The following is a 19,380-nucleotide window of genomic DNA, read 5'->3' on the forward strand; positions in this document are numbered from 1 at the left end:
GGATATATCAGGTTATGAAAAAACGCATTGTGATTATCGGCGGCGGCGTGGTAGGGCTGGCCACCGCCTGGGTATTAATTAAGAGCGGACACCAGGTGCAGCTACTGGAGCGCAACGCCGAGCCGGGCAGCGCCACAAGTTTCGCCAACGGCGGGCAATTAAGCTACCGCTACGTGGCGCCGCTTCCCGACCGTGGCGTCCCCCTGCAGGGGATTAAATGGATGGGCAAAGCCGATTCGCCGCTGAATATGCGCCTGCAAATGTCTTTCCAGCAGTGGCGCTGGCTGTTGCAGTTCCTGCGCGCCTGCAATAGCCAAAGCAACAAAATTAACGGCGATCATATTTTACGCTTATCCCTGCTCAGCCGTCAGGTTATGCAGTCGTGGCTTGATGAAGATAATCTTGCTGATTTTCACTGGCGGCGTAGCGGTAAACTCATTATCCATCGCCGGGAGTACGACTTTCATAAAGCGGCGAAAGGGATTAATCCCCAGTATCAGCATGCCCTGAGCGCCGAAGCCTGCCTGCAGCTGGAACCGGCGCTGAAACACATCAGCCATTCGCTACAAGGCGGGATTTATTCACCGGGAGATGAAACGGCAGACTGCCATAAATTCTGTCTCGCCCTGCTCGACAAACTCAATGCCAGTAGCAACTTCAGCCTGCTCACCCACTGCGAGGTGCTGCGACTCAATAAGCGCGACGGGCGCATCAGTTCGCTTGAGACCAGCCGCGGTACAATAACCGGCGATGATTATGTCGTCGCCGCCGGCAACGGTAGCGGCCCACTGCTGGGTCATCTGGGCGTGCGCGTGCCGCTGTGCGCGCTGAAGGGATACAGCCTGACCCTTCCCTACCCTAAAGAGGCCGGAATCGCGCCGGATATCAGCGTGACCGACTACGGACACAAAATCGTTTACGCCCGCCTGGGCGATCGGTTACGCATCGCGGCGATGGTGGATATCGGCTACGACGGTGAAGAAATACGGGATAGCCGCGTTCAGGCGCTGAAAAATATCGTCGCGAACAGCTTCCCCGATCTGCAGGGGCTGGATGAGGCTGAAGCCTGGACCGGTATGCGCCCGTCGACGCCAGCGGGCCCACCGATGCTGGGGCGCGCCGGATACCAGAATCTGTGGATGAATCTCGGCCAGGGTAGCCTTGGTTTTACGCTCGCGGCCGGCAGCGCCGTGATACTGGGAGCACTCCTCGATGGCGAAGCGCCGGCAATTTCTTTAGATGGTCTGACATGGAAACAATCCGCATGACAATTATTCGTAATAATCCGCAACCCCGACTTACCGCCAGCGTCGAGTACGGCAACCTGGTGTTTCTCTCCGGCCAAACGCCGAAAAGCAGCGCTGATGATATTGCGCTGCAAACCCGCGAAGTACTGGAGAAGATCGACGCCCTGCTGGTCGCCGCCGGTAGCGACAAGCAGCACATCCTTTCCGCACAGATCTGGCTTAAAGATATCTCACGCGATTTTGCCGCGTTTAATGAGGTCTGGGTGGCGTGGATGCCGGAAGGCCATAGCCCGGCGCGGGCGGCCGTTCAGGCCGAGATGGCGCGGCCCGACATCCTGGTGGAAATCATGGTCACCGCCGTAAAAGCGTAAGATAAAACAGGTAAGAAAAAAGGCCGCATAGCGGCCTTTTTAATTAGTCAGTCCAGATTATTTCTCTCTGGGTGAAGCGTTTTCGACACGGCTTTTTAACTTCTGTCCGGGTCTGAAGGTCACCACACGCCGGGCTGTAATGGGAATATCTTCCCCCGTTTTCGGGTTACGTCCCGGGCGTTGGTTCTTATCACGCAAATCGAAGTTGCCAAACCCGGAGAGTTTTACCTGTTCTCCGTTTTCCAGAGCACGACGGATCTCTTCGAAAAACAACTCTACCAGTTCTTTGGCATCCCGCTTGCTAAGCCCAAGCTTATCAAACAGATATTCTGACATTTCAGCTTTTGTAAGCGCCATAGGTTCAATCCCTCAATGATGCCTGGAATCGCTCTCTTAATGCCTCTACACATTTGGCAACGGTAGCGGCAATCTCCTCTTCTTCGAGTGTACGGCTGGTATCCTGAAGGATCAGGCTAATCGCAAGGCTCTTAAAGCCTTCCGCCACACCCTTACCACGGTACACGTCAAATAAGTTTACGCCAACTACCTGATTTACGCCAACTTTCTTACATTCGGCCAAAACATCAGCTGCAGGGACGTTTTCCGCGACCAGTACCGCGATATCGCGACGGTTTGCCGGGAAGCGAGAAATTTCGCGCGCCTGAGGCACCACGCGGTCTGCAAGCTTGTTCCACTCGATTTCGAACACCAGAGTGCGGCCGTTGAGATCCAGTTTACGTTCCAGTTCCGGATGAACAACCCCAATGAAACCAATGCGTTCACCTTTCAGATAAATCGCCGCGGATTGTCCCGGATGCAGTGCGGTAGCCGCTTCTGCGCGGAATTCGATATCGGCTAATTTACCGGTCAGATCAAGAACAGATTCCAGATCGCCTTTTAAATCATAGAAATCGACGGTTTCTTTTGCCAGGTTCCAGTGTTCTTCGTAGCGGTTACCGCTAATCACCCCGGCCAGCATCACATCCTGACGAATGCCCAGCGGCGCCTGAGTATCCGGCACGAAGCGCAGACCGCTCTCAAAGATGCGCACGCGGCTCTGTTGACGGTTCTGGTTGTAGACGACGGTGCCCAACAGGCCGGTCCACAGCGACAGGCGCATCGCCGACATTTCGCTGGAGATCGGGCTTGGCAGAATCAGCGCCTCTTCACCGGCGTGGATTAGCTGCTGTACTTTCGGGTCAACGAAGCTGTAGGTAATCACTTCCTGATAACCTTTGTCGTTCAGCAGCGTTTTCACGCGCTTCAGCGACAGATCCGCTTCACGGTGGGTTCCCATAATCAGACCCGCCTGTACCGGCTCGTCAGGAATGTTGTTGTAGCCGTAGACGCGGGCCACTTCTTCAACCAGGTCTTCTTCGATCTCCATATCGAAACGCCAGCTTGGCGCAACGGCCTGCCACTGGTCCTGACCAACGGTCACTTCGCAACCCAGGCGCTGCAGAATGTCGCTAACCTGCGCGTCATCGATATGATGGCCGATCAGGCGATCCAGCTTGCTGCGGCGCAGGGTGATGGTGGCGCGTTTTGGCAGCGTCTCTTCGTTGGTTACATCGATAATCGGGCCGGCTTCACCGCCGCACAGGTCGATCAGCAGACGGGTCGCACGCTCCAGCGCTTTATACTGCAGTGCTGGATCGACGCCGCGCTCGTAGCGATGGGATGCATCGGTGTGCAGGCCATGACGGCGCGCGCGACCGGTGATAGACAGTGGGCTGAAGAACGCGCATTCCAACAGTACGTTCTGGGTTTCATCGTTAACGCCGGAATGTTCGCCGCCGAAGATACCACCCATCGCCAGCGCTTTCTTATGGTCAGCAATAACCAGCGTATCGCTATCGAGCTTAGCTTCAGAGCCGTCCAGCAGCACCAGCGTTTCGCCCTCTTTCGCCATCCGCACCACGATACCGCCTTCAATGCGGTCGCGGTCAAAGGCATGCATCGGCTGGCCCAGTTCGAGCAGCACGTAGTTGGTCACGTCAACCACCGCATCGATGGAACGGATACCGCAGCGGCGCAGTTTCTCTTTCATCCACAGCGGGGTCGGCGCTTTGACGTTGATGCCTTTCACCACGCGGCCCAGATAACGCGGGCACGCCTGCGGCGCCTCAACCTGAATCGGCAGCACGTCGTCAATGGTCGCGGCAACCGGAGTGATTTCCGGCGCGTTCAGCGGCGCTTTGTTCAGCACAGCGACATCGCGCGCCACGCCGATGATACCCAGGCAGTCGGCGCGGTTTGGCGTAACGCTGATTTCGATGGTGTTGTCGTCAAGCTTGAGGTATTCGCGAATGTCGGTACCAATCGGCGCATCGGCCGGCAGTTCGATGATACCGCTATGATCGTCGGAAATACCCAGCTCGGAGAAAGAGCACAACATCCCTTCTGACGGTTCACCGCGCAGTTTCGCCGCTTTAATTTTAAAATCGCCCGGCAGTACGGCGCCAATGGTCGCGACGGCCACCTTCAGGCCCTGACGGCAGTTTGGCGCGCCGCAGACGATGTCCAGCAGACGCTCGCCGCCGACATTGACTTTAGTAACGCGCAGTTTGTCAGCATTCGGATGCTGGCCGCACTCGACCACTTCACCGACGACCACGCCGTTGAAGCTACCGGCCACCGGCTCAACGCCGTCAACTTCCAGGCCCGCCATCGTAATCTGATCGGACAGCGCTTCGCTGTCGATCGCCGGGTTAACCCATTCGCGTAACCACAGTTCACTGAATTTCATTGTTCTGTCCTGCCCTTATTTAAACTGTTTGAGGAAACGCAGATCGTTTTCGAAGAATGCGCGCAAATCGGTCACGCCATAACGCAGCATGGTCAGACGCTCCATGCCCATGCCGAAGGCGAAGCCGGAGTAAACTTCCGGATCGATGCCGACGTTACGCAGTACGTTCGGGTGCACCATGCCGCAGCCCAGTACTTCCAGCCATTTACCGTTTTTACCCATCACGTCAACTTCTGCAGACGGCTCGGTGAACGGGAAGTAGGACGGACGGAAGCGTACCTGCAGATCTTCTTCGAAGAAGTTATTCAGGAAATCGTGCAGGGTACCTTTCAGATTGGTGAAGCTGATGTTCTTATCAACAATCAGACCTTCCATCTGATGGAACATCGGGGTGTGGGTCTGATCGTAATCGTTACGATAGACGCGGCCCGGCGCGATAATACGAATTGGCGGCTGCTGGTTTTCCATGGTGCGGATCTGCACGCCAGAAGTCTGAGTACGCAGCAGACGGGTCGCATCGAACCAGAAGGTATCATGGTCGGCGCGAGCCGGATGGTGACCCGGAATGTTCAGCGCATCGAAGTTATGATAGTCATCTTCGATTTCCGGGCCAGTCGCCACGGTAAAGCCGAGTTCGCCGAAGAAGTTTTCGATACGGTCGATGGTGCGGGTAACCGGATGTAAACCACCGTTTTCGATACGGCGACCCGGCAGCGAGACGTCGATGGTCTCTGCCGCCAGACGGGCATTGAGCGCGGCGCCTTCCAGCTCAGCCTTACGCGCGTTCAGCGCCTGCTGCACCTGCTCTTTCGCTTCGTTAATGACCGCACCCGCTGCCGGGCGCTCTTCCGGCGGCAACTCACGCAGGGTGGTCATTTGCAGGGTCAGATGCCCTTTTTTACCCAGATATTCAACGCGGACGTTGTCCAGCGCGGCAACATCTGATGCCTCGTTAATGGCTGCCTTGGCACTGGCAACCAGCTCTGCGAGATGTGACATGGTTTTCCTCATTATGTCGGTGCAGACACCGGTTTTAGTGAAATAAATATCCCGAATCTATATACGAAAAAAGCCTCCACAGGGGAGGCTTTCTGGCGCTGTTTTCCGTTTCTTCTTTCACGCGCTAGCCTCCTGAGTTCAGGTGCTAAAGTAAAAAAAGAAGCGGAAAATAGCAGCATTCATGCTTGCATTACCTTGTCTGGTAAGAAATGTCAGACCTGTATTGAAAAGCCTGCACGGATAAAAGTCAATGTATTGATAGTGTTGAAACGAAAAGAGGGAGACAAGCTCCCTCTTTCAACTGGCTTATGCCAGAGCTGCTTTCGCTTTTTCGACCAGAGCGGTGAACGCTAATTTGTCGAATACGGCGATGTCAGCCAGGATCTTACGGTCGATTTCAACAGAGGCTTTTTTCAGGCCGTTGATGAATTTGCTGTAAGAAATACCGTTCTGACGTGCTGCTGCGTTGATACGCGCAATCCACAGTTGGCGGAACTGACGCTTTTTCTGACGACGGTCACGATAAGCGTACTGACCAGCTTTGATAACAGCCTGGAAGGCAACGCGGTATACGCGAGAACGCGCACCGTAGTAACCTTTAGCTTGTTTCAAAATTTTCTTGTGACGTGCACGGGCAACTACACCACGTTTTACGCGAGCCATATGTGCTCTCCTGTATCTATTCTAATTAAAAAGTTAAAAGGGTTAACGACTTATGCGTACGGCAGGCACGCGATTACCAGGCCCAGATCGCCTTTGGAAACCATGGCTTTCGGACGCAGGTGACGTTTACGCTTGGTAGCTTTTTTGGTCAGAATGTGACGCAGGTTAGCGTGCTTGTGCTTAAAACCACCTTTACCGGTTTTTTTGAAGCGCTTTGCAGCACCGCGTACGGTCTTAATTTTTGGCATTTTAATAACTTCCACTTCGCATTGTTAATAAACGAAACAAAGGCGAACAAACCAGTGAGCCGAAGCCCACCGGAATGTTACTTGATGGCCTTACTGTTTCTTCTTCGGAGCGAGCACCATGATCATCTGGCGGCCTTCGATCTTCGTTGGGAAGGATTCGACTACTGCCAGTTCAACCAGATCGTCTTTCACGCGATTAAGCACTTCCATACCGATCTGCTGGTGGGCCATCTCACGACCGCGGAAACGCAGCGTGATCTTGGCCTTATCGCCATCTTCGAGAAAGCGAATCAGGCTGCGGAGTTTTACCTGATAGTCACCTTCATCAGTACCAGGGCGGAATTTAATTTCCTTAACCTGGATAACTTTCTGCTTCTTCTTCTGTTCCTTAGAAGACTTACTCTTTTCATAAAGGAACTTGCCGTAGTCCATGATACGACAAACTGGCGGTTCGGCGTTAGGGCTGATTTCAACTAAATCTACTCCAGCCTCTTCAGCCTTTTCGATAGCTTCTCTCAGACTCACAATACCCAGCTGCTCACCTTCCAGACCAGTTAAGCGAACTTCCTGGGCGCGAATCTCGCCATTAATACGATTCGGACGTGCCGTTTGAACTCGTTTTCCGCCTTTAATACCTTATTCCTCCAGTTGTTGAAGACTGCGGCTGCGAATCTCTTGTTGCAGCTTCTCGATCACTTCATTTACGTCCATGCTGCCGAGGTCTTTACCGCGACGGGTACGCACGGCCACTTTGCCGGCTTCGACTTCTTTGTCGCCACAGACCAACATATACGGGACACGACGTAAAGTGTGCTCGCGGATTTTAAAGCCAATCTTCTCATTTCTCAAGTCCGCTTTTACGCGAATGCCCGCATTTTGTAGTTTACGCGTCAATTCGTTAACGTATTCAGACTGAGAATCAGTAATATTCATGACCACTACCTGCACTGGCGCAAGCCAGGTTGGGAAGAAGCCAGCGAACTCTTCGGTCAGGATGCCGATGAAGCGCTCCAGCGAGCCGAGAATCGCACGGTGAATCATTACTGGTACCTGACGCTCGTTGTTTTCGCCAACATAAGAGGCGCTTAAACGCTGCGGCAGGGAGAAGTCCAGCTGTACAGTACCGCACTGCCATGCACGATCGAGGCAGTCATACAGGGTAAATTCAATTTTCGGGCCGTAGAACGCCCCTTCGCCCAATTGATATTCAAATGGGATGTTGTTTTCTTCCAGCGCCACCGCCAGATCCGCTTCCGCGCGATCCCAGGTCTCATCGCTACCGATACGTTTTTCCGGGCGAGTAGACAGCTTGACGACGATTTTCTCGAAGCCAAAGGTGCTGTACATATCATAAACCATACGAATACAGGCGTTCACTTCATCGCGAACCTGATCTTCAGTACAGAAGATATGCGCGTCATCCTGAGTAAAGCCACGAACGCGCATCAGGCCATGCAGCGCGCCCGACGGTTCGTTACGGTGGCAGCTACCGAATTCAGCCATACGCAACGGCAGATCGCGGTAAGATTTCAACCCCTGGTTGAAGATCTGCACGTGACCCGGGCAGTTCATCGGCTTAATGCAGTATTCACGGTTCTCGGAAGAGGTGGTGAACATCGCATCTTTGTAGTTGTCCCAGTGGCCGGTTTTTTCCCACAGCACACGGTCCATCATGAACGGGCCTTTAACTTCCTGATACTGATACTCTTTCAGTTTCGAACGAACGAAAGTTTCCAGTTCACGGAAGATAGTCCAGCCATCATTGTGCCAGAACACCATACCCGGCGCTTCTTCCTGCATATGATACAGGTCAAGCTGTTTCCCGATTTTACGGTGGTCACGCTTAGCGGCTTCTTCCAGACGCTGCAGGTAGGCGTTCAGCGCTTTTTTATCTGCCCAGGCGGTGCCGTAGATACGCTGCAACATTTTATTGTTGCTGTCGCCACGCCAGTACGCGCCAGCGGTTTTCATCAGTTTGAAGTGATGGCAGAAACGCATATTCGGTACGTGCGGACCGCGGCACATATCGATATATTCTTCGTGATGATACAAGCCTGGCTTGTCATCATGGCCGATGTTTTCGTCAAGAATAGAAACTTTATAGGGTTCGCCGCGCTTCACGAAGGTTTCACGCGCTTCGTGCCAGCTGACTTTCTTCTTGATGACATCGTAGTTTTTCTCGGCGAGCTCGTGCATACGTTTTTCGAGCGCGTCGATGTCTTCCTGAGTCAGGGTGTGGTCCAGATCGACATCATAGTAAAAACCGTTGTCGACAACCGGGCCAATGGCCATTTTAGTGTTCGGCCACAGCTGTTTGATCGCATGACCTAACAGATGAGCGCAGGAGTGACGAATGATCTCCAGACCGTCTTCATCTTTTGCGGTGATAATAGAAAGCGTGGAGTCAGTTTCAATCGGGTCGCAGGCGTCAACCAGCTCACCGTTTACACGTCCGGCGATGGTGGCTTTCGCCAGGCCTGGACCGATATCCAGAGCGACATCCATCGGGCTAACTGCGTGGTCGAAATGGCGTTGGCTGCCATCAGGAAGCGTAATTACAGGCATTTTATGTCCTTATTTGCAGTGGTGCCCCACACGAAAGAGCACATACAAAACAATATAATCATAATTATCAACGAGTTGTGGCTCAGCTCCCGCTTCACTCTGCGAAAATATGAGTACGCCCGTCTATCTATTGAACCGCCCTCACCTGCAGCCGCTCGTTGATAACACCGAGGGTTAGTGTACACATCATTACTGCGCGATTAAAGTCGCAATAACTAAATGGTTATTCTTATTTTAAATAGCAAGGGGCGCTGACAATTTGTCGAGGCAATTCCCGCTTAAACCACGCGGTTAATTAACCGATCAATTACCTGAAATGAAGAGATAAATACCACCACCGCTAAAAAGCGAAATGAAAAAATCATCCGTTATAGTGAGTATTCATACCCGGCAGGAAATAACAGGAATCAGGCCGGTTGCCCGGCCTGAAAAATTACATTTTATAACCGAGCGATAAGGTGGTGCGGCGGTCGGTATGCTCCGGCGCCGAAGCCGGCGGCTGCGAGTTCCACGTCAGGTTATAGGCGACACGCAGCGCAAAGTGGGCGTTGATTGCCACATTTAATGCGCTTTCCGAGTTCAGCGTCGTGTCTTCAGCGCCGAATACCGAAACACCTTGAGTAAATTTGGCGTTATCGGTCATCTGCCATGCCCAGGTGCCGGAGGCGTACCCCAGCGGCTGAGTTTCGTTATCGCCATCGGTATACTCGTCGTAACGCACGCCCGGACCAAATTCAAAACGCAGGCTGTGAACCGGGCCGTTGAGGATCTGGCGACCATAACCGGCAGTCAGCACGTCGCGCTGTTGATAGCCGTTGTAGCGATCGGTCAGCCAGCTGGCCTGGCCAAATACATAGTTCATATCGGTCAGGTTATAACGACTACGGCCGCCCACGGCATATTTCTCCGAAGAGCGTTGATCGTTAGAGGACGTGTTGCTCGCATTGCCCCACAGTGACCAGGCCGTGGTATCGCCGTACCAGGTCAGCGTGGAGTCAGCGGTCATTGAGGAGCTTTTCGTGTTGCCGGACTGAGCGAGATAACCCGCATTCACAGCACCTTCGAAAGGTTTTTTGGCAGTGGAAGGGTCATCCATGACGGTAAAAACGGAATCATCGGCCAGTGCGTTTACAGACGCAAAAAGCCCCCCCGCCAGCAATGCCGCTGCGGGTACTGTCTTCAAAAGCTTCATTATAACTCTCTAAAATACATATCTTCAGGACAGTACAAATGATGAATGGACCAGCGATCCCTTCATTTAATTTAGAGTCCGTACAACATTTAAGGAGACCAGGCAGGTCCCGGAAACTTTCGCGAGGCGCGCTGAATGCGAGTCCTAAGAAAGGCGCTTGATTATAAAAAAGCACGAATAACTTAGCAATCAGTTGCTATTTCGTTTTTTGAATAAGACGGTTCCCAAAACAATCTTTATTTCATAAAGATAAAAACCCAGACATCTTTGTAAATCCATCGTCCGCCCCGCTTCCCCTCACTCCATTTCGGTGCCATGCTTAAAAAAGCAGCTTTATTCGTATTAAGGAGGAACAGGATGACCAAAATTTATACGCTCACGCTGGCCCCATCACTCGACAGCGCAACGCTGACGCCGCAAATTTACCCCGAAGGCAAATTACGCTGTAGCGCACCGGTATTCGAACCTGGAGGCGGCGGGATCAACGTCGCCCGGGCCATTACCTTTCTGGGTGGTAAAGCGACGGCGATTTTCCCGGTTGGGGGCGCCACCGGCGAGCATCTTACCGCCCTGATGGCAGACGAGCAGGTCCCGGTCGAAACAATAGAAACTCGCGACTGGACGCGGCAGAACTTACATGTGCATGTCGATGCCAGCGGTGAACAATATCGCTTTGTCATGCCCGGCGCGGCGCTAACCGAGGATGAGTTCCGCCGCCTGGAAGAGAAAGTGCTGGCGATTGAGGCCGGTTCGCTGCTGGTTATCAGCGGCAGCCTGCCTCCCGGAATCAGCGTCGAGCATCTGACTCAACTGGTAAAAAACGCGCAGCAGCACGGGCTACGTTGCATAATCGACAGCTCCGGCGATGCGCTGGCCGCCGCGCTGGATGTCGGCAACATCGAGCTGGTCAAACCGAACCAGAAAGAGCTTAGCGCGCTGGTACAGCGCGACCTCAGCCAGCCTGACGACGTGCGTAATGCCGCGCTGGAACTGATCCGCTCCGGAAAAGTACGCCGGGTTGTGGTTTCGCTGGGTCCGCAGGGGGCGCTGGGAGTTGATGCCACCGGCAGCGTACAGGTGGTGCCGCCACCGATGAAAAGCCAGAGCACCGTTGGCGCGGGTGACAGTATGGTCGGCGCAATGACGCTACGTCTGGCGGAACATGCCTCGCTTGAGGATATGGTCCGCTTTGGCGTTGCCGCTGGTAGCGCCGCCACGATTAACCACGGCACCCGCCTGTGTTCATTAACCAACACGCAGAAAATCTACGATTACCTGTGTGGCCGCTAGTATCGCCCCCCTTCACCCGGGTGAAGGGGGTCAATTCGCTACCATGGTCTATGCTAGAAATTCCATGCATAACAACAGAGTGAAAAATGAGCAACGATATTACCGCGCACGTGATCACCGTTAAGTTCCAGGAACAAGCGCTGACTGAGATTAATGAGCTCAGCAATCATTTCATTCGCGCAGGTTTCGTCCTGACGCTCAACGACGATGATGGCAAAACCCATGATTTAGGTACTAACACATTTGGCCTGCTGAGCGCACAAAGCCCCGAAGACGTTCGGGCATTAAGCGCAGGTCTCGCGGAAGCCGCTTTAGGCAGGCCGGCAGAGATCGCCATCACCACATTTAGCGAATGGTTAAAAGCTCAATAAGTGCGATCGCCATCGTGGAAGACGTCAGTTGTGCGTTAGCTCGAACTTTACGGCCAGGTTATACGCTAACCTTATGATATGGTGGAAAACATGGGGAGAGACAGCATGTGGCAAGCTATTAGCAATTTGTTAAGCGAGCAGCACACTGACGGCGCTGAAATCGAACTGCGCAACGAGCTACCCGGCGGAGAGATCCATGCCGCCTGGCATTTACGTTTTGGCGGAAAAGATTATTTCGTCAAATGCGATGAACGCGAACTGCTCCCCATTTTTACCGCGGAGGCGGACCAGCTGGAGCTGCTCTCGCGCTGTAAAACCGTCAGCGTTCCACAGGTTTTTGCCGTCGGCAGCGACCGGGATTACAGTTTTCTGGTGATGGAATATTTGCCGCCGCGACCGCTGGACGCGCATAACGCGTTTCTGCTTGGTCAGCAAATCGCCCATTTACATCAGTGGAGCGACCAGCCGCAGTTTGGCCTTGATTTTGACAACGATCTGTCGACGACCCCGCAGCCGAATGCCTGGCAGCGCCGCTGGTCAACGTTTTTCGCTGAACAACGCATTGGCTGGCAGCTGGAGCTAGCGGCGGAAAAAGGACTGCACTTCGGCGATATCGACAACATTGTCGAAAGTGTACAGCAGCGGCTCAGCAGCCATCAGCCGCAGCCTTCTTTATTACATGGCGACTTGTGGTCCGGGAACTGCGCGCTAGGGCCCAATGGGCCGTATATTTTCGATCCGGCATGTTATTGGGGCGATCGCGAATGCGATCTGGCAATGCTGCCTCTGCATCCGGAACAACCGCCGCAGATTTACGATGGCTATCAGTCGGTCTCGCCGCTGCCCGCTGGTTTCCTTGAACGGCAACCGATTTACCAGCTATACACTTTACTTAATCGGGCAATTCTGTTCGGCGGCCAGCACCTGGTCACCGCGCAAAAAGCGCTCGATGAAGCCCTGCAATAGGCGTAAAAAAAGGCCCTCAAAAGGGCCTTTTTCATCAGCGAGCTTAATCCATTTTTACGCCGTTTAAGCGGAATTTGATGTTCATCGTCAAACCCGTTCCCGGCCTGCCTGCCTCGTAGCGCCATTTGCGCATCGCGGTTTTGACATCACGCTCAAACATATTGGCCGGCTTCGCAGAGAGTATCTGGATATTCTCCACCCGACCATCGGCGGTGACATCAAATTTCACGCGCACGTCACCTTCAATACGCAGCGCCTGCGCACGTTGCGGGTAAGACGGGTCGCCGCGTTTCAACGCTTTAGGACCGCTCGGCGCGGTGGTCATCGGTTTTGCCGTTGCCGCCGTGGTACTCGGGGCAGTACGCGCAGGCGCCGTATTGTTATTCTCAAACGGCGAGACCGGGCGCGGCTCAGCGGGCTTCACCTCGCGTTTCGGCTCGACTTTTTTCTCCGGCTTTGGCTTCGGCTTGGGTTTGGGTTTGGGCTTCGGCTCCGGTTTGTGGATAACCACTGGCGCCTCTTTTGGCGGCTCAGGCACCACTTCAGGCTCCGGTTCCGGCTCCGGTTCAACAACGGGTTCAACGACCGGCTGCGCCGCCTGCGGAGGCTCTAAATCCGCCGGCGCCACCATCGTGATTTCGATTGGCTGTGAAGGCGAAGGCTTTTCAATAACCTGATGTACCGAGGTATAAAGCAACCCCGCCACAACGGCACCGTGGATAGCCACGGACAGCAGCGTTGGCCACGGAAAGCGGCGAGGTAAATCAAGGGTCATTGCGCTCATAGTCGTTTCTGTTGAAAAATGATGCCGTGATTTTAAATGCAAATAGCAATCATATTCAATAAGACGTGTTATCTTGCATCAAATTTTGCCTCGTTTTGTGGAAAAAAACCGGCGTGCCGTGGCATGCTAAAGGCGTGCGCATCTTACATTGCTGCCCATAACGCTTTCACGTCACGTGATTTGCCTATTTTTTGATTAAGGAGCCTTGCCGTGCTTTACGTCATCTACGCAGAAGATATCGCCGATTCTCTGGAAAAACGCCAGGCGGTGCGCCCTGCCCATCTGGCGCGCCTACAACTATTACATGATGAAGGCCGTTTACTGACCGCAGGCCCGATGCCCGCGGTGGATAGCAATGAACCTGGCGCGGCAGGATTTAGCGGCTCAACGGTTATCGCAGAATTTGAATCGCTGGAAGCGGCGCAGTCCTGGGCCAACGATGACCCCTATATCGCCGCGGGCGTCTATCAGCACGTCTCGGTGAAACCTTACAAGAAAGTATTTTAGTTAAGCAAATTAGCTAGTTAATATCAGTAAGATATACCAATCATAATATAGCGATCATTCTGTAAAGGACGCATTTAGGTACACTAAGTGCAGAATGGTCGCCCTTCCTTGGATCCTCGATACGTCTTCACTTTCAGTCTGACCACTGGAGGTTGATATGTGCGGACGCTTCTCCCAGTCAATGACCCGTGAAGATTATCTTTCCTGTCTTGCCGATGAAGCCGATCGTGACATCGCATATGACCCGGAGCCGATTGGTCGATACAACGTCGCGCCCGGTACCAAAGTTTTGCTTCTGAGCGAACGCGATAGAACGTGGCATCGGAAATGCCCTGCTTACCGCAGACCTCCGGCACGGACGTCTCCAGTTCAGCCTGCTTCAGGGCAAAAACCATCTGTTCTTCGGTGAATCGTGACTTTTTCATCGGCACCACCTCCGTTCAGGGAGTGTAGATCATGCCGGCATTCTGTTTCTGAATGGTGCAGGATTTCGGGTCAGGGTCACAGCCGCAGTGTTCATGCAACCTTTCGTACCGGTATTGATCAACAGGTGGCCAATTCCGGGTTTGTTTCCTATTTTTTAAACCAGAACCCTTTCTTTAAGGCAATGAGGTCATGCTGAACACGTGGATCATCCTGATTGTGGCCATCGCGGCCGAAACCTTTGCAACAACCATGGTCAGAGCATCAGAAGGATTCACACGCCTGCTTCCTTCCCTTGGGGTCGTCGCCGGTTATGCCGTGTCATTTTACGGACTCTCTCAGGTCGTTAAGGTCATGAATCTGGGGATCGCTTACGCGATATGGGCCGGCCTGGGCATCTTTCTTGTCTCCATTTTTTCCTGGTTTCTCTTCGGCCAGAAGCTTGATCTTCCCGCCATTGCAGGGATGGGCTTGATACTGTCGGGGGTGGTGGTCATTCAGCTGTTTTCCTCCACCGTCACGCACTGATATTATCTGCAGGTACTGGATATGCCGAAACGTATACAGATTGCAGAAAAAAACTATCTTCCTGCCCTCATTATCTGGCCCGTCATTTATCTTATTCTGGCTTTTATCTCTCTGAAACTGGACGATCCGCAAAATCGTGTAGCGATGGTCTGGTTTCCTGCCGGGGCTGCTGTCAGCGCTTTCCTTTCTCTGCCGCGACGATTCTGGCCCGCAATGTATATCGTGCTCTTTGCTGCCCGCGCAGGGATGGATCTGCTGATGCGCCATTCTTCGGAAACATCCCTGATACTTTCCCTGATTTCAGTCAGTGGTGACGTTACAGTGGCGCTGGCCGTACAGCACTACAGTCGTAGACAGGATGATTTTCGTAAGGTGTGTGTCTGGCTAATCAGTACCCTGATCATCAGCGCGCTGGCTGGTATGGCAGCAGCAGGATGGCTGTCTTCGCGTCATCCCGTGTCTTTTGCGGATACCACTGCTTTGTGGTGGGCGGCAAATGTCAGCGGCAACATCGTCGCCACTACCATACTGACAGGTCTGACATGGGAGCCAGCCCGGAAGGCAACAGGGGACGTCGTAAAGACCCTCGCCAGCGTGCTGTTGGTCGCGGTGATTGCCATACTCATTTTCTCTTCCCCTTCCGGGGAAGAGTCCCGGGCGGGGCTCATTTACGGACTGGCCTGCTTGCCGGTCCTGTTGACTGCTGTCGTCCCGGTCATCGCCGGTGCCCAGGCCGGCGCGCTGGCTTTTCTGGCACTGAGCATCGTTGTGGTTTCCTTTTCATGGCACCAGACAGGCCCCTTTTTTATTAAAGGCCTGGATCCGGGCGAACCGCTGCTTCTCGCTCAGGGATACCTGTCCGGTACGGCCATCCTGACTATCTTTGTCCGGCTGTTACTGCGGTTGCCGGATAAGCTAAACGGTCCGGGGCGTAAGCAGATGCATCACGAAGAAACCGCCTTTCGCATGGATATCCGAAGTGGCCGGATCGACTGGGATCTGCAGGGAACACCGGTGCTGGCAGATACGGTGGCACACCTGCCTGACAGAAAAATCCTGCTCCAGAGCGTGGATACTGCTGTCAGGCAACAGTTAACATCACGCTGGGAACAGGCGATCCGCGGCCTGCCCGTAGGCGGATCGTTGATATTTCGGCTTACATTGCCGGGAGATGAGCACGTAATGATCTGCGAGCGGGGACTATTCTTTTTGCCCGGTACAACAGGTGGATTCCTCGTCGGATACTGGTTACCCGCCAGTGGTCCGGTTTCCGTTATCCGTCCGGAGGACCACTGAATATGCTGCAGATTGCACTGCTTTTATGCGGCCGACGTTTTATCGGTGGCAACCGGTACCTTCTTACTGCTGCAGGTCTGATGTGGGGTCTTTTCGGTTTTCTGGTACTGGCGGACGGTATGCTGGGAGCACGCTATTTTCCGCTCGGACTTTTTGGCTGGTTTCTTTTGTGCGAGAGTCTGTTAACGCTTGTTGCGTCATCCGGTGCCACCGGGGCTAAGCGAGGAATTTATCTGTTTAAAGGTGGGATTATTGGAGCCGTGGCCCTGCTTATTCTGTCAGGATATTCAGGCAGTAATCTCCTCCTGGCTATCATACTGGGATTTATCTGTTTGTTGTCCGGCGCTTTTCAGGTTGCTGCCGCCTGGGTGGTTCGTTATCCGTACTGGAGACGCGCGCTGGCTGGCGGGATGTGTCAGATCCTGTATGCGGTATTCCTTTTCCAGCCCTATCCCACTCATCATGATGGAACGGTTCCTCAGTTCATCGGGGCGCTGATGCTGCTCAGTGCCGTTGACTGCATTCTGCTTGCTTTTCGGCTCCGAAGTCTGGCCCCGGGGGTGACTATTTTTGATGTCCAGTCTCCGGACAGCACAGGATACGCGCCGACAAATACAGAACCACAGCATCCCTGTCAGGAAGAAGTGGCGTTGGAAGCGACAGAGCTCCGGGTTCTGGTCTGGACACCGGAAGGTTCTGCTACCCAGGACACTCTCCCCCGGCCAGTGATGAATCGCTATATTGCAGCAGTGGATTCTGCCGGGGTCATTTCTACCGGACATGCCGCGCTGGAGATGCAGGATATCTATATCAGTCTTTACCCGGCAGTGGATATAGATCGGTCCCCTTCGGAGTTTTTTCGCACACTCCGGGCCGTACGGGAGAATAATGTACCCGGAAAATTTCAGGACAGTTACGCATCAGAGTCCGCCGCCTGGTGTGAAGCCGACAGACAGGTTTGTTTTCATACTTTCAACGCGGTATCACTCCGGGCATTCGCTACATACTATCGCCGCCAGGAAATATATAACCTTACCTGGCGAAATTGCTCCAGCAGTGTGGCATACGCACTTGAAGCCGCGTTAGATGGTGTGCTGTGCAACCGGAGCGGCTGGTCGGTTTTTTTACGGCTCTTCTTGCAGCCGGAGCTCTGGATCGCAGCACAACTCCGCCGCCGTGCCACTACCATGGCCTGGACTCCCGGGCTGGTTCTGGATTATTCCCGCGCATTGCACGGGCTGGTTCATCCGGCCAGACTGAACTGGTTTCGCAAACTATGAGATGCAACGGCGTCAGGAAAAGGTGCTCCTTCCGGGCGGTAGAAGAAACATCACCGGCTTCTGACTCCGCCTCCCTCCCGAGCCCTGACAGAAACCGGTATACCTCAGGGTTGTCGGGTCGTGCCGGCAAGTGGTGTCCTGTCAGGATGCTTGTTTCTGCCATCGCAACAGACGGTAGTGTTACCCCAGCATTGTTCATACGGAAAACCGATCAGGGCTTCCATGACGGCACGAACATCCGCTGTGACATGTGAAATCTGGCCACCAGCCCGGATACGTGCCACCTCAGCAAGCACCACCAGATGTGCCTTCCGGTTCAGCTTCATCTGCGCGCTGAAATAAATCCCCGCGAGAGCCAGTGCAATCACACCGACGCAAAAGACCAGCGCAATAGCCATTACCGCACTTTCCGGCTGGGTTTGCGATTTAGACTGGAATCCATAGAAACTCAGGATCGCTCCCATAGTAAACACAATCACAGAGCGCACAAGTTTACCGGAGAAGGTCATCGTGCCGGCATAGATCCCCTCGCGGCGGCGTCCGGTAAAGACTTCGTCAACATCAGCGAGAAAGGTATACACAGTCCAGGGAATGTAATACACCCCGCCCGTACCGATCCCGAAAACAACGGTAATCGCCAGCATCGCCGCAGTGGCATACTGTTGAGGTAGGTGGAAAAAATAGAGCGCGGCATAACACAGTACGGAAAAAATAACGATACCCAGCGCAAGTATATAGGGCTTGCTGAACCCATGTTTTACGCAGATAGCAATAAAAATAGCTGTGGAAAAGAGCTGAAGTACGGAGTTCAGGCTGCTCAGTCCGGATACCATGGTCGGATCATACTGCAGGACAAAAATGATAAAGTAGGTAAAGACAGAAGCAAACAGCCACTCTGCCCCGAAGCCGCACAAATACATACCCAGATGTTTGCGAAAAACACGCAGTGAAAAAGTCGATCTCATCTCCCTCAGCAATGCCAGCATTGCATGGCTGAGCGTGGTGTTTTCTTCACTTTCCGGCGAAGCATCTGCGGCCGGGCGCTCCCACGAGTAATACCAGAGTGTCCCCATCGCCACACATAAAATCACCCCATATGTCAGGGCGGTGTAAAAAAATGGGGTGGCCGATTCTTTACCGTAAACAAGAATGAACTGGCCCGGAATGAAAGCGGCGAGAAAGTTGGCTACTTTACCAAAAATAGCTTTAAAACCAGTGAGTTTAGATCGTTTCGCGAAATCTGCGGTCATTTCAGTGGCGAGTGTTTCATAGGGCACCATGACAGAGGTGTAGATCAACTCAAACAACACATAGGTACAAAGGTAATACCAGAAACCAAATCCATCGATCCACAGCAGGGGGTAGACCATCATCAGGGGGATGCCCAGCAGAATGAAGAACCGGCGGCGGCCAAAGCGTTTACCGAGACGCGTTTTGCCGAAATTATCTGAAATATATCCCATGAGCGGATTGCTGATGGCATCAATAATACTGGCAACCGAAAAAATAGCCGAAGCCTGCAGCAGTGTCAGACCACAAAAGGTGGTGTAAAAGTAAAGTAACCAGATACCGGCAATGGCCAGTGCCCCGCTACCCAGCAAGTTACCCCCTCCATATGCGAGTTGATGCCTGAAAAGAACTGGCCTTTCTGTCTTCATAACCCTGCCCTTTGTTATCAAACAAGAAACGAAATAGCGTTTTATATTTTATGAATCTGTGTTTTATAGTATGGGTAGCCGTAAAGAAAGGTGAGTATGTTCACATTAAAAACATTGCTAAGGGCGCTTCTGAAGAAATTGTGACCGGGGTTACATTTCCATCATCGGTACTGGACATTTCCCCTCGACAGAAAAGATACTTTGTTTTTATTATTATGAAACGCAATTTCATAATAAAATTTC

Annotated in this window: 20 protein-coding genes, 2 pseudogenes and 1 other annotated feature; of the genes and pseudogenes, 10 read left to right on the plus strand and 12 right to left on the minus strand. The window is 53.2% G+C overall.

From position 1 onward, the window contains the following. The first annotated feature begins 2 nt into the window (after positions 1-2). Together ABLU78_RS19860 and ABLU78_RS19865 are read left to right on the plus strand one after the other, a co-directional pair. A complete protein-coding gene (locus tag ABLU78_RS19860) occupies positions 3-1,268 on the plus strand; it encodes a D-amino acid dehydrogenase (RefSeq protein ID WP_323133888.1) in 1,266 nt (421 codons plus the stop codon). Then, positions 1,265-1,618, plus strand: coding sequence for a RidA family protein (locus ABLU78_RS19865; protein ID WP_080968042.1), 354 nt, complete (start codon positions 1,265-1,267; stop codon positions 1,616-1,618). Before ABLU78_RS19860 ends, ABLU78_RS19865 begins: the two co-directional genes overlap by 4 nt. Positions 1,619-1,675: 57 nt before the next feature. On the opposite strand, the gene ihfA is transcribed toward ABLU78_RS19865, so the two are convergent. From ihfA to ABLU78_RS19910, 9 genes are all read right to left on the minus strand, one after another. Continuing rightward, positions 1,676-1,975 carry an integration host factor subunit alpha gene (gene ihfA / locus ABLU78_RS19870; RefSeq protein WP_015367042.1) on the minus strand — a complete coding sequence of 100 codons (300 nt, stop codon included), beginning with the start codon at positions 1,973-1,975 and terminating at the stop codon, positions 1,676-1,678. A 4-nt stretch (positions 1,976-1,979) separates the two neighbouring features. Continuing rightward, positions 1,980-4,367, minus strand: a complete 2,388-nt coding sequence (gene pheT / locus ABLU78_RS19875) for a phenylalanine--tRNA ligase subunit beta (protein ID WP_015705112.1) — start codon at positions 4,365-4,367, stop codon at positions 1,980-1,982. A 15-nt stretch (positions 4,368-4,382) separates the two neighbouring features. Continuing rightward, complete coding sequence (pheS, locus tag ABLU78_RS19880) at positions 4,383-5,366, minus strand: phenylalanine--tRNA ligase subunit alpha (protein ID WP_015367044.1); 984 nt, start codon at positions 5,364-5,366, stop codon at positions 4,383-4,385. Between the two features lie 63 nt (positions 5,367-5,429). Continuing rightward, positions 5,430-5,554 (minus strand) — a sequence feature (Phe leader region). Further along, positions 5,505-5,549, minus strand: a complete 45-nt coding sequence (gene pheM / locus ABLU78_RS19885; RefSeq protein WP_001386830.1) for a pheST operon leader peptide PheM — start codon at positions 5,547-5,549, stop codon at positions 5,505-5,507. (Overlaps the previous feature by 45 nt.) A gap of 118 nt (positions 5,555-5,672) precedes the next feature. Then, positions 5,673-6,029: a 50S ribosomal protein L20 gene (rplT, locus tag ABLU78_RS19890; RefSeq protein ID WP_004102963.1), complete on the minus strand. Its 357-nt coding sequence runs from the start codon at positions 6,027-6,029 to the stop codon at positions 5,673-5,675. Between the two features lie 50 nt (positions 6,030-6,079). Next, on the minus strand, positions 6,080-6,277 hold the full coding sequence (rpmI, locus tag ABLU78_RS19895; RefSeq protein ID WP_001124225.1) for a 50S ribosomal protein L35: 198 nt from the start codon (positions 6,275-6,277) through the stop codon (positions 6,080-6,082). Positions 6,278-6,367: 90 nt separating this feature from the next. Beyond that, positions 6,368-6,910, minus strand: coding sequence for a translation initiation factor IF-3 (infC, locus tag ABLU78_RS19900; protein WP_004189469.1), 543 nt, complete (start codon positions 6,908-6,910; stop codon positions 6,368-6,370). Between the two features lie 3 nt (positions 6,911-6,913). Further along, positions 6,914-8,842: a threonine--tRNA ligase gene (gene thrS / locus ABLU78_RS19905; protein ID WP_015367045.1), complete on the minus strand. Its 1,929-nt coding sequence runs from the start codon at positions 8,840-8,842 to the stop codon at positions 6,914-6,916. A gap of 433 nt (positions 8,843-9,275) precedes the next feature. Beyond that, entirely contained in the window at positions 9,276-10,034 is a 759-nt protein-coding gene (locus ABLU78_RS19910; RefSeq protein WP_015705111.1) for a YdiY family protein, read from the minus strand. A 357-nt stretch (positions 10,035-10,391) separates the two neighbouring features. Here ABLU78_RS19910 and pfkB point away from each other — a divergent pair, with 357 nt between their 5' ends. The 3 genes from pfkB (at position 10,392) to ABLU78_RS19925 (ending at position 12,661) form a co-directional block, all read left to right on the plus strand. Beyond that, on the plus strand, positions 10,392-11,324 hold the full coding sequence (gene pfkB, locus ABLU78_RS19915) for a 6-phosphofructokinase II (RefSeq protein WP_048228667.1): 933 nt from the start codon (positions 10,392-10,394) through the stop codon (positions 11,322-11,324). 86 nt (positions 11,325-11,410) lie between these two features. Next, the gene (gene ghoS / locus ABLU78_RS19920; protein ID WP_015367048.1) at positions 11,411-11,695 is read left to right on the plus strand and encodes a type V toxin-antitoxin system endoribonuclease antitoxin GhoS; all 285 of its coding nucleotides are present in this window, start codon (positions 11,411-11,413) and stop codon (positions 11,693-11,695) included. Positions 11,696-11,800: 105 nt separating this feature from the next. Next, the gene (locus ABLU78_RS19925; protein ID WP_015705109.1) at positions 11,801-12,661 is read left to right on the plus strand and encodes a fructosamine kinase family protein; all 861 of its coding nucleotides are present in this window, start codon (positions 11,801-11,803) and stop codon (positions 12,659-12,661) included. 43 nt (positions 12,662-12,704) lie between these two features. Here the strand turns inward: ABLU78_RS19925 and tonB are convergent, their stop codons facing one another. Then, positions 12,705-13,445, minus strand: coding sequence for a TonB system transport protein TonB (gene tonB, locus ABLU78_RS19930; RefSeq protein ID WP_015367050.1), 741 nt, complete (start codon positions 13,443-13,445; stop codon positions 12,705-12,707). 210 nt (positions 13,446-13,655) lie between these two features. Between tonB and ABLU78_RS19935 the strand changes: the two genes are divergently transcribed. Together ABLU78_RS19935 and ABLU78_RS19940 are read left to right on the plus strand one after the other, a co-directional pair. After that, complete coding sequence (locus ABLU78_RS19935) at positions 13,656-13,952, plus strand: YciI family protein (RefSeq protein ID WP_015367051.1); 297 nt, start codon at positions 13,656-13,658, stop codon at positions 13,950-13,952. Positions 13,953-14,109: 157 nt separating this feature from the next. Further along, positions 14,110-14,262 (plus strand): annotated as a pseudogene (locus ABLU78_RS19940) (SOS response-associated peptidase); the annotation flags it as partial. On the opposite strand, the pseudogene ABLU78_RS19945 reads toward ABLU78_RS19940, so the two are convergent. Then, positions 14,261-14,377, minus strand: a pseudogene (locus ABLU78_RS19945) (transposase); the annotation flags it as partial. The pseudogenes ABLU78_RS19940 and ABLU78_RS19945 overlap by 2 nt on opposite strands. Positions 14,378-14,567: 190 nt before the next feature. On the opposite strand from ABLU78_RS19945, the gene ABLU78_RS19950 reads away from it, so the two are divergent. From ABLU78_RS19950 to ABLU78_RS19960, 3 genes are read left to right on the plus strand one after another with little or no spacing between them, the layout of a single operon-like run. Beyond that, a complete protein-coding gene (locus ABLU78_RS19950; RefSeq protein ID WP_015367055.1) occupies positions 14,568-14,903 on the plus strand; it encodes an SMR family transporter in 336 nt (111 codons plus the stop codon). 21 nt (positions 14,904-14,924) lie between these two features. After that, the gene (locus ABLU78_RS19955) at positions 14,925-16,199 is read left to right on the plus strand and encodes an MASE1 domain-containing protein (protein ID WP_048228666.1); all 1,275 of its coding nucleotides are present in this window, start codon (positions 14,925-14,927) and stop codon (positions 16,197-16,199) included. A gap of 2 nt (positions 16,200-16,201) precedes the next feature. Next, on the plus strand, positions 16,202-17,479 hold the full coding sequence (locus ABLU78_RS19960; protein ID WP_032711425.1) for a peptidase: 1,278 nt from the start codon (positions 16,202-16,204) through the stop codon (positions 17,477-17,479). 104 nt (positions 17,480-17,583) lie between these two features. Here the strand turns inward: ABLU78_RS19960 and ABLU78_RS19965 are convergent, their stop codons facing one another. Beyond that, a complete protein-coding gene (locus ABLU78_RS19965) occupies positions 17,584-19,137 on the minus strand; it encodes an MFS transporter (RefSeq protein ID WP_020079105.1) in 1,554 nt (517 codons plus the stop codon). Positions 19,138-19,380 lie beyond the last annotated feature (243 nt).

Source organism: Klebsiella sp. JN_Kp122, from assembly GCF_040062085.1.
GTDB lineage: Bacteria > Pseudomonadota > Gammaproteobacteria > Enterobacterales > Enterobacteriaceae > Klebsiella > Klebsiella aerogenes.

Bases quoted from the DNA above. Each gene is read 5' to 3' on its own strand.
- ABLU78_RS19965 (WP_020079105.1), bottom strand. From the start codon at position 19,137: ATGAAGACAGAAAGGCCAGTTCTTTTCAGGCATCAACTCGCATATGGA.
- thrS (WP_015367045.1), bottom strand. From the start codon at position 8,842: ATGCCTGTAATTACGCTTCCTGATGGCAGCCAACGCCATTTCGACCAC.
- ABLU78_RS19955 (WP_048228666.1), top strand. From the start codon at position 14,925: ATGCCGAAACGTATACAGATTGCAGAAAAAAACTATCTTCCTGCCCTC.
- ABLU78_RS19950 (WP_015367055.1), top strand. From the start codon at position 14,568: ATGCTGAACACGTGGATCATCCTGATTGTGGCCATCGCGGCCGAAACC.
- rplT (WP_004102963.1), bottom strand. From the start codon at position 6,029: ATGGCTCGCGTAAAACGTGGTGTAGTTGCCCGTGCACGTCACAAGAAA.
- ihfA (WP_015367042.1), bottom strand. From the start codon at position 1,975: ATGGCGCTTACAAAAGCTGAAATGTCAGAATATCTGTTTGATAAGCTT.
- pheS (WP_015367044.1), bottom strand. From the start codon at position 5,366: ATGTCACATCTCGCAGAGCTGGTTGCCAGTGCCAAGGCAGCCATTAAC.
- tonB (WP_015367050.1), bottom strand. From the start codon at position 13,445: ATGAGCGCAATGACCCTTGATTTACCTCGCCGCTTTCCGTGGCCAACG.
- ghoS (WP_015367048.1), top strand. From the start codon at position 11,411: ATGAGCAACGATATTACCGCGCACGTGATCACCGTTAAGTTCCAGGAA.
- ABLU78_RS19865 (WP_080968042.1), top strand. From the start codon at position 1,265: ATGACAATTATTCGTAATAATCCGCAACCCCGACTTACCGCCAGCGTC.
- ABLU78_RS19910 (WP_015705111.1), bottom strand. From the start codon at position 10,034: ATGAAGCTTTTGAAGACAGTACCCGCAGCGGCATTGCTGGCGGGGGGG.
- pheT (WP_015705112.1), bottom strand. From the start codon at position 4,367: ATGAAATTCAGTGAACTGTGGTTACGCGAATGGGTTAACCCGGCGATC.
- ABLU78_RS19960 (WP_032711425.1), top strand. From the start codon at position 16,202: ATGCTGCAGATTGCACTGCTTTTATGCGGCCGACGTTTTATCGGTGGC.
- rpmI (WP_001124225.1), bottom strand. From the start codon at position 6,277: ATGCCAAAAATTAAGACCGTACGCGGTGCTGCAAAGCGCTTCAAAAAA.
- ABLU78_RS19925 (WP_015705109.1), top strand. From the start codon at position 11,801: ATGTGGCAAGCTATTAGCAATTTGTTAAGCGAGCAGCACACTGACGGC.
- pfkB (WP_048228667.1), top strand. From the start codon at position 10,392: ATGACCAAAATTTATACGCTCACGCTGGCCCCATCACTCGACAGCGCA.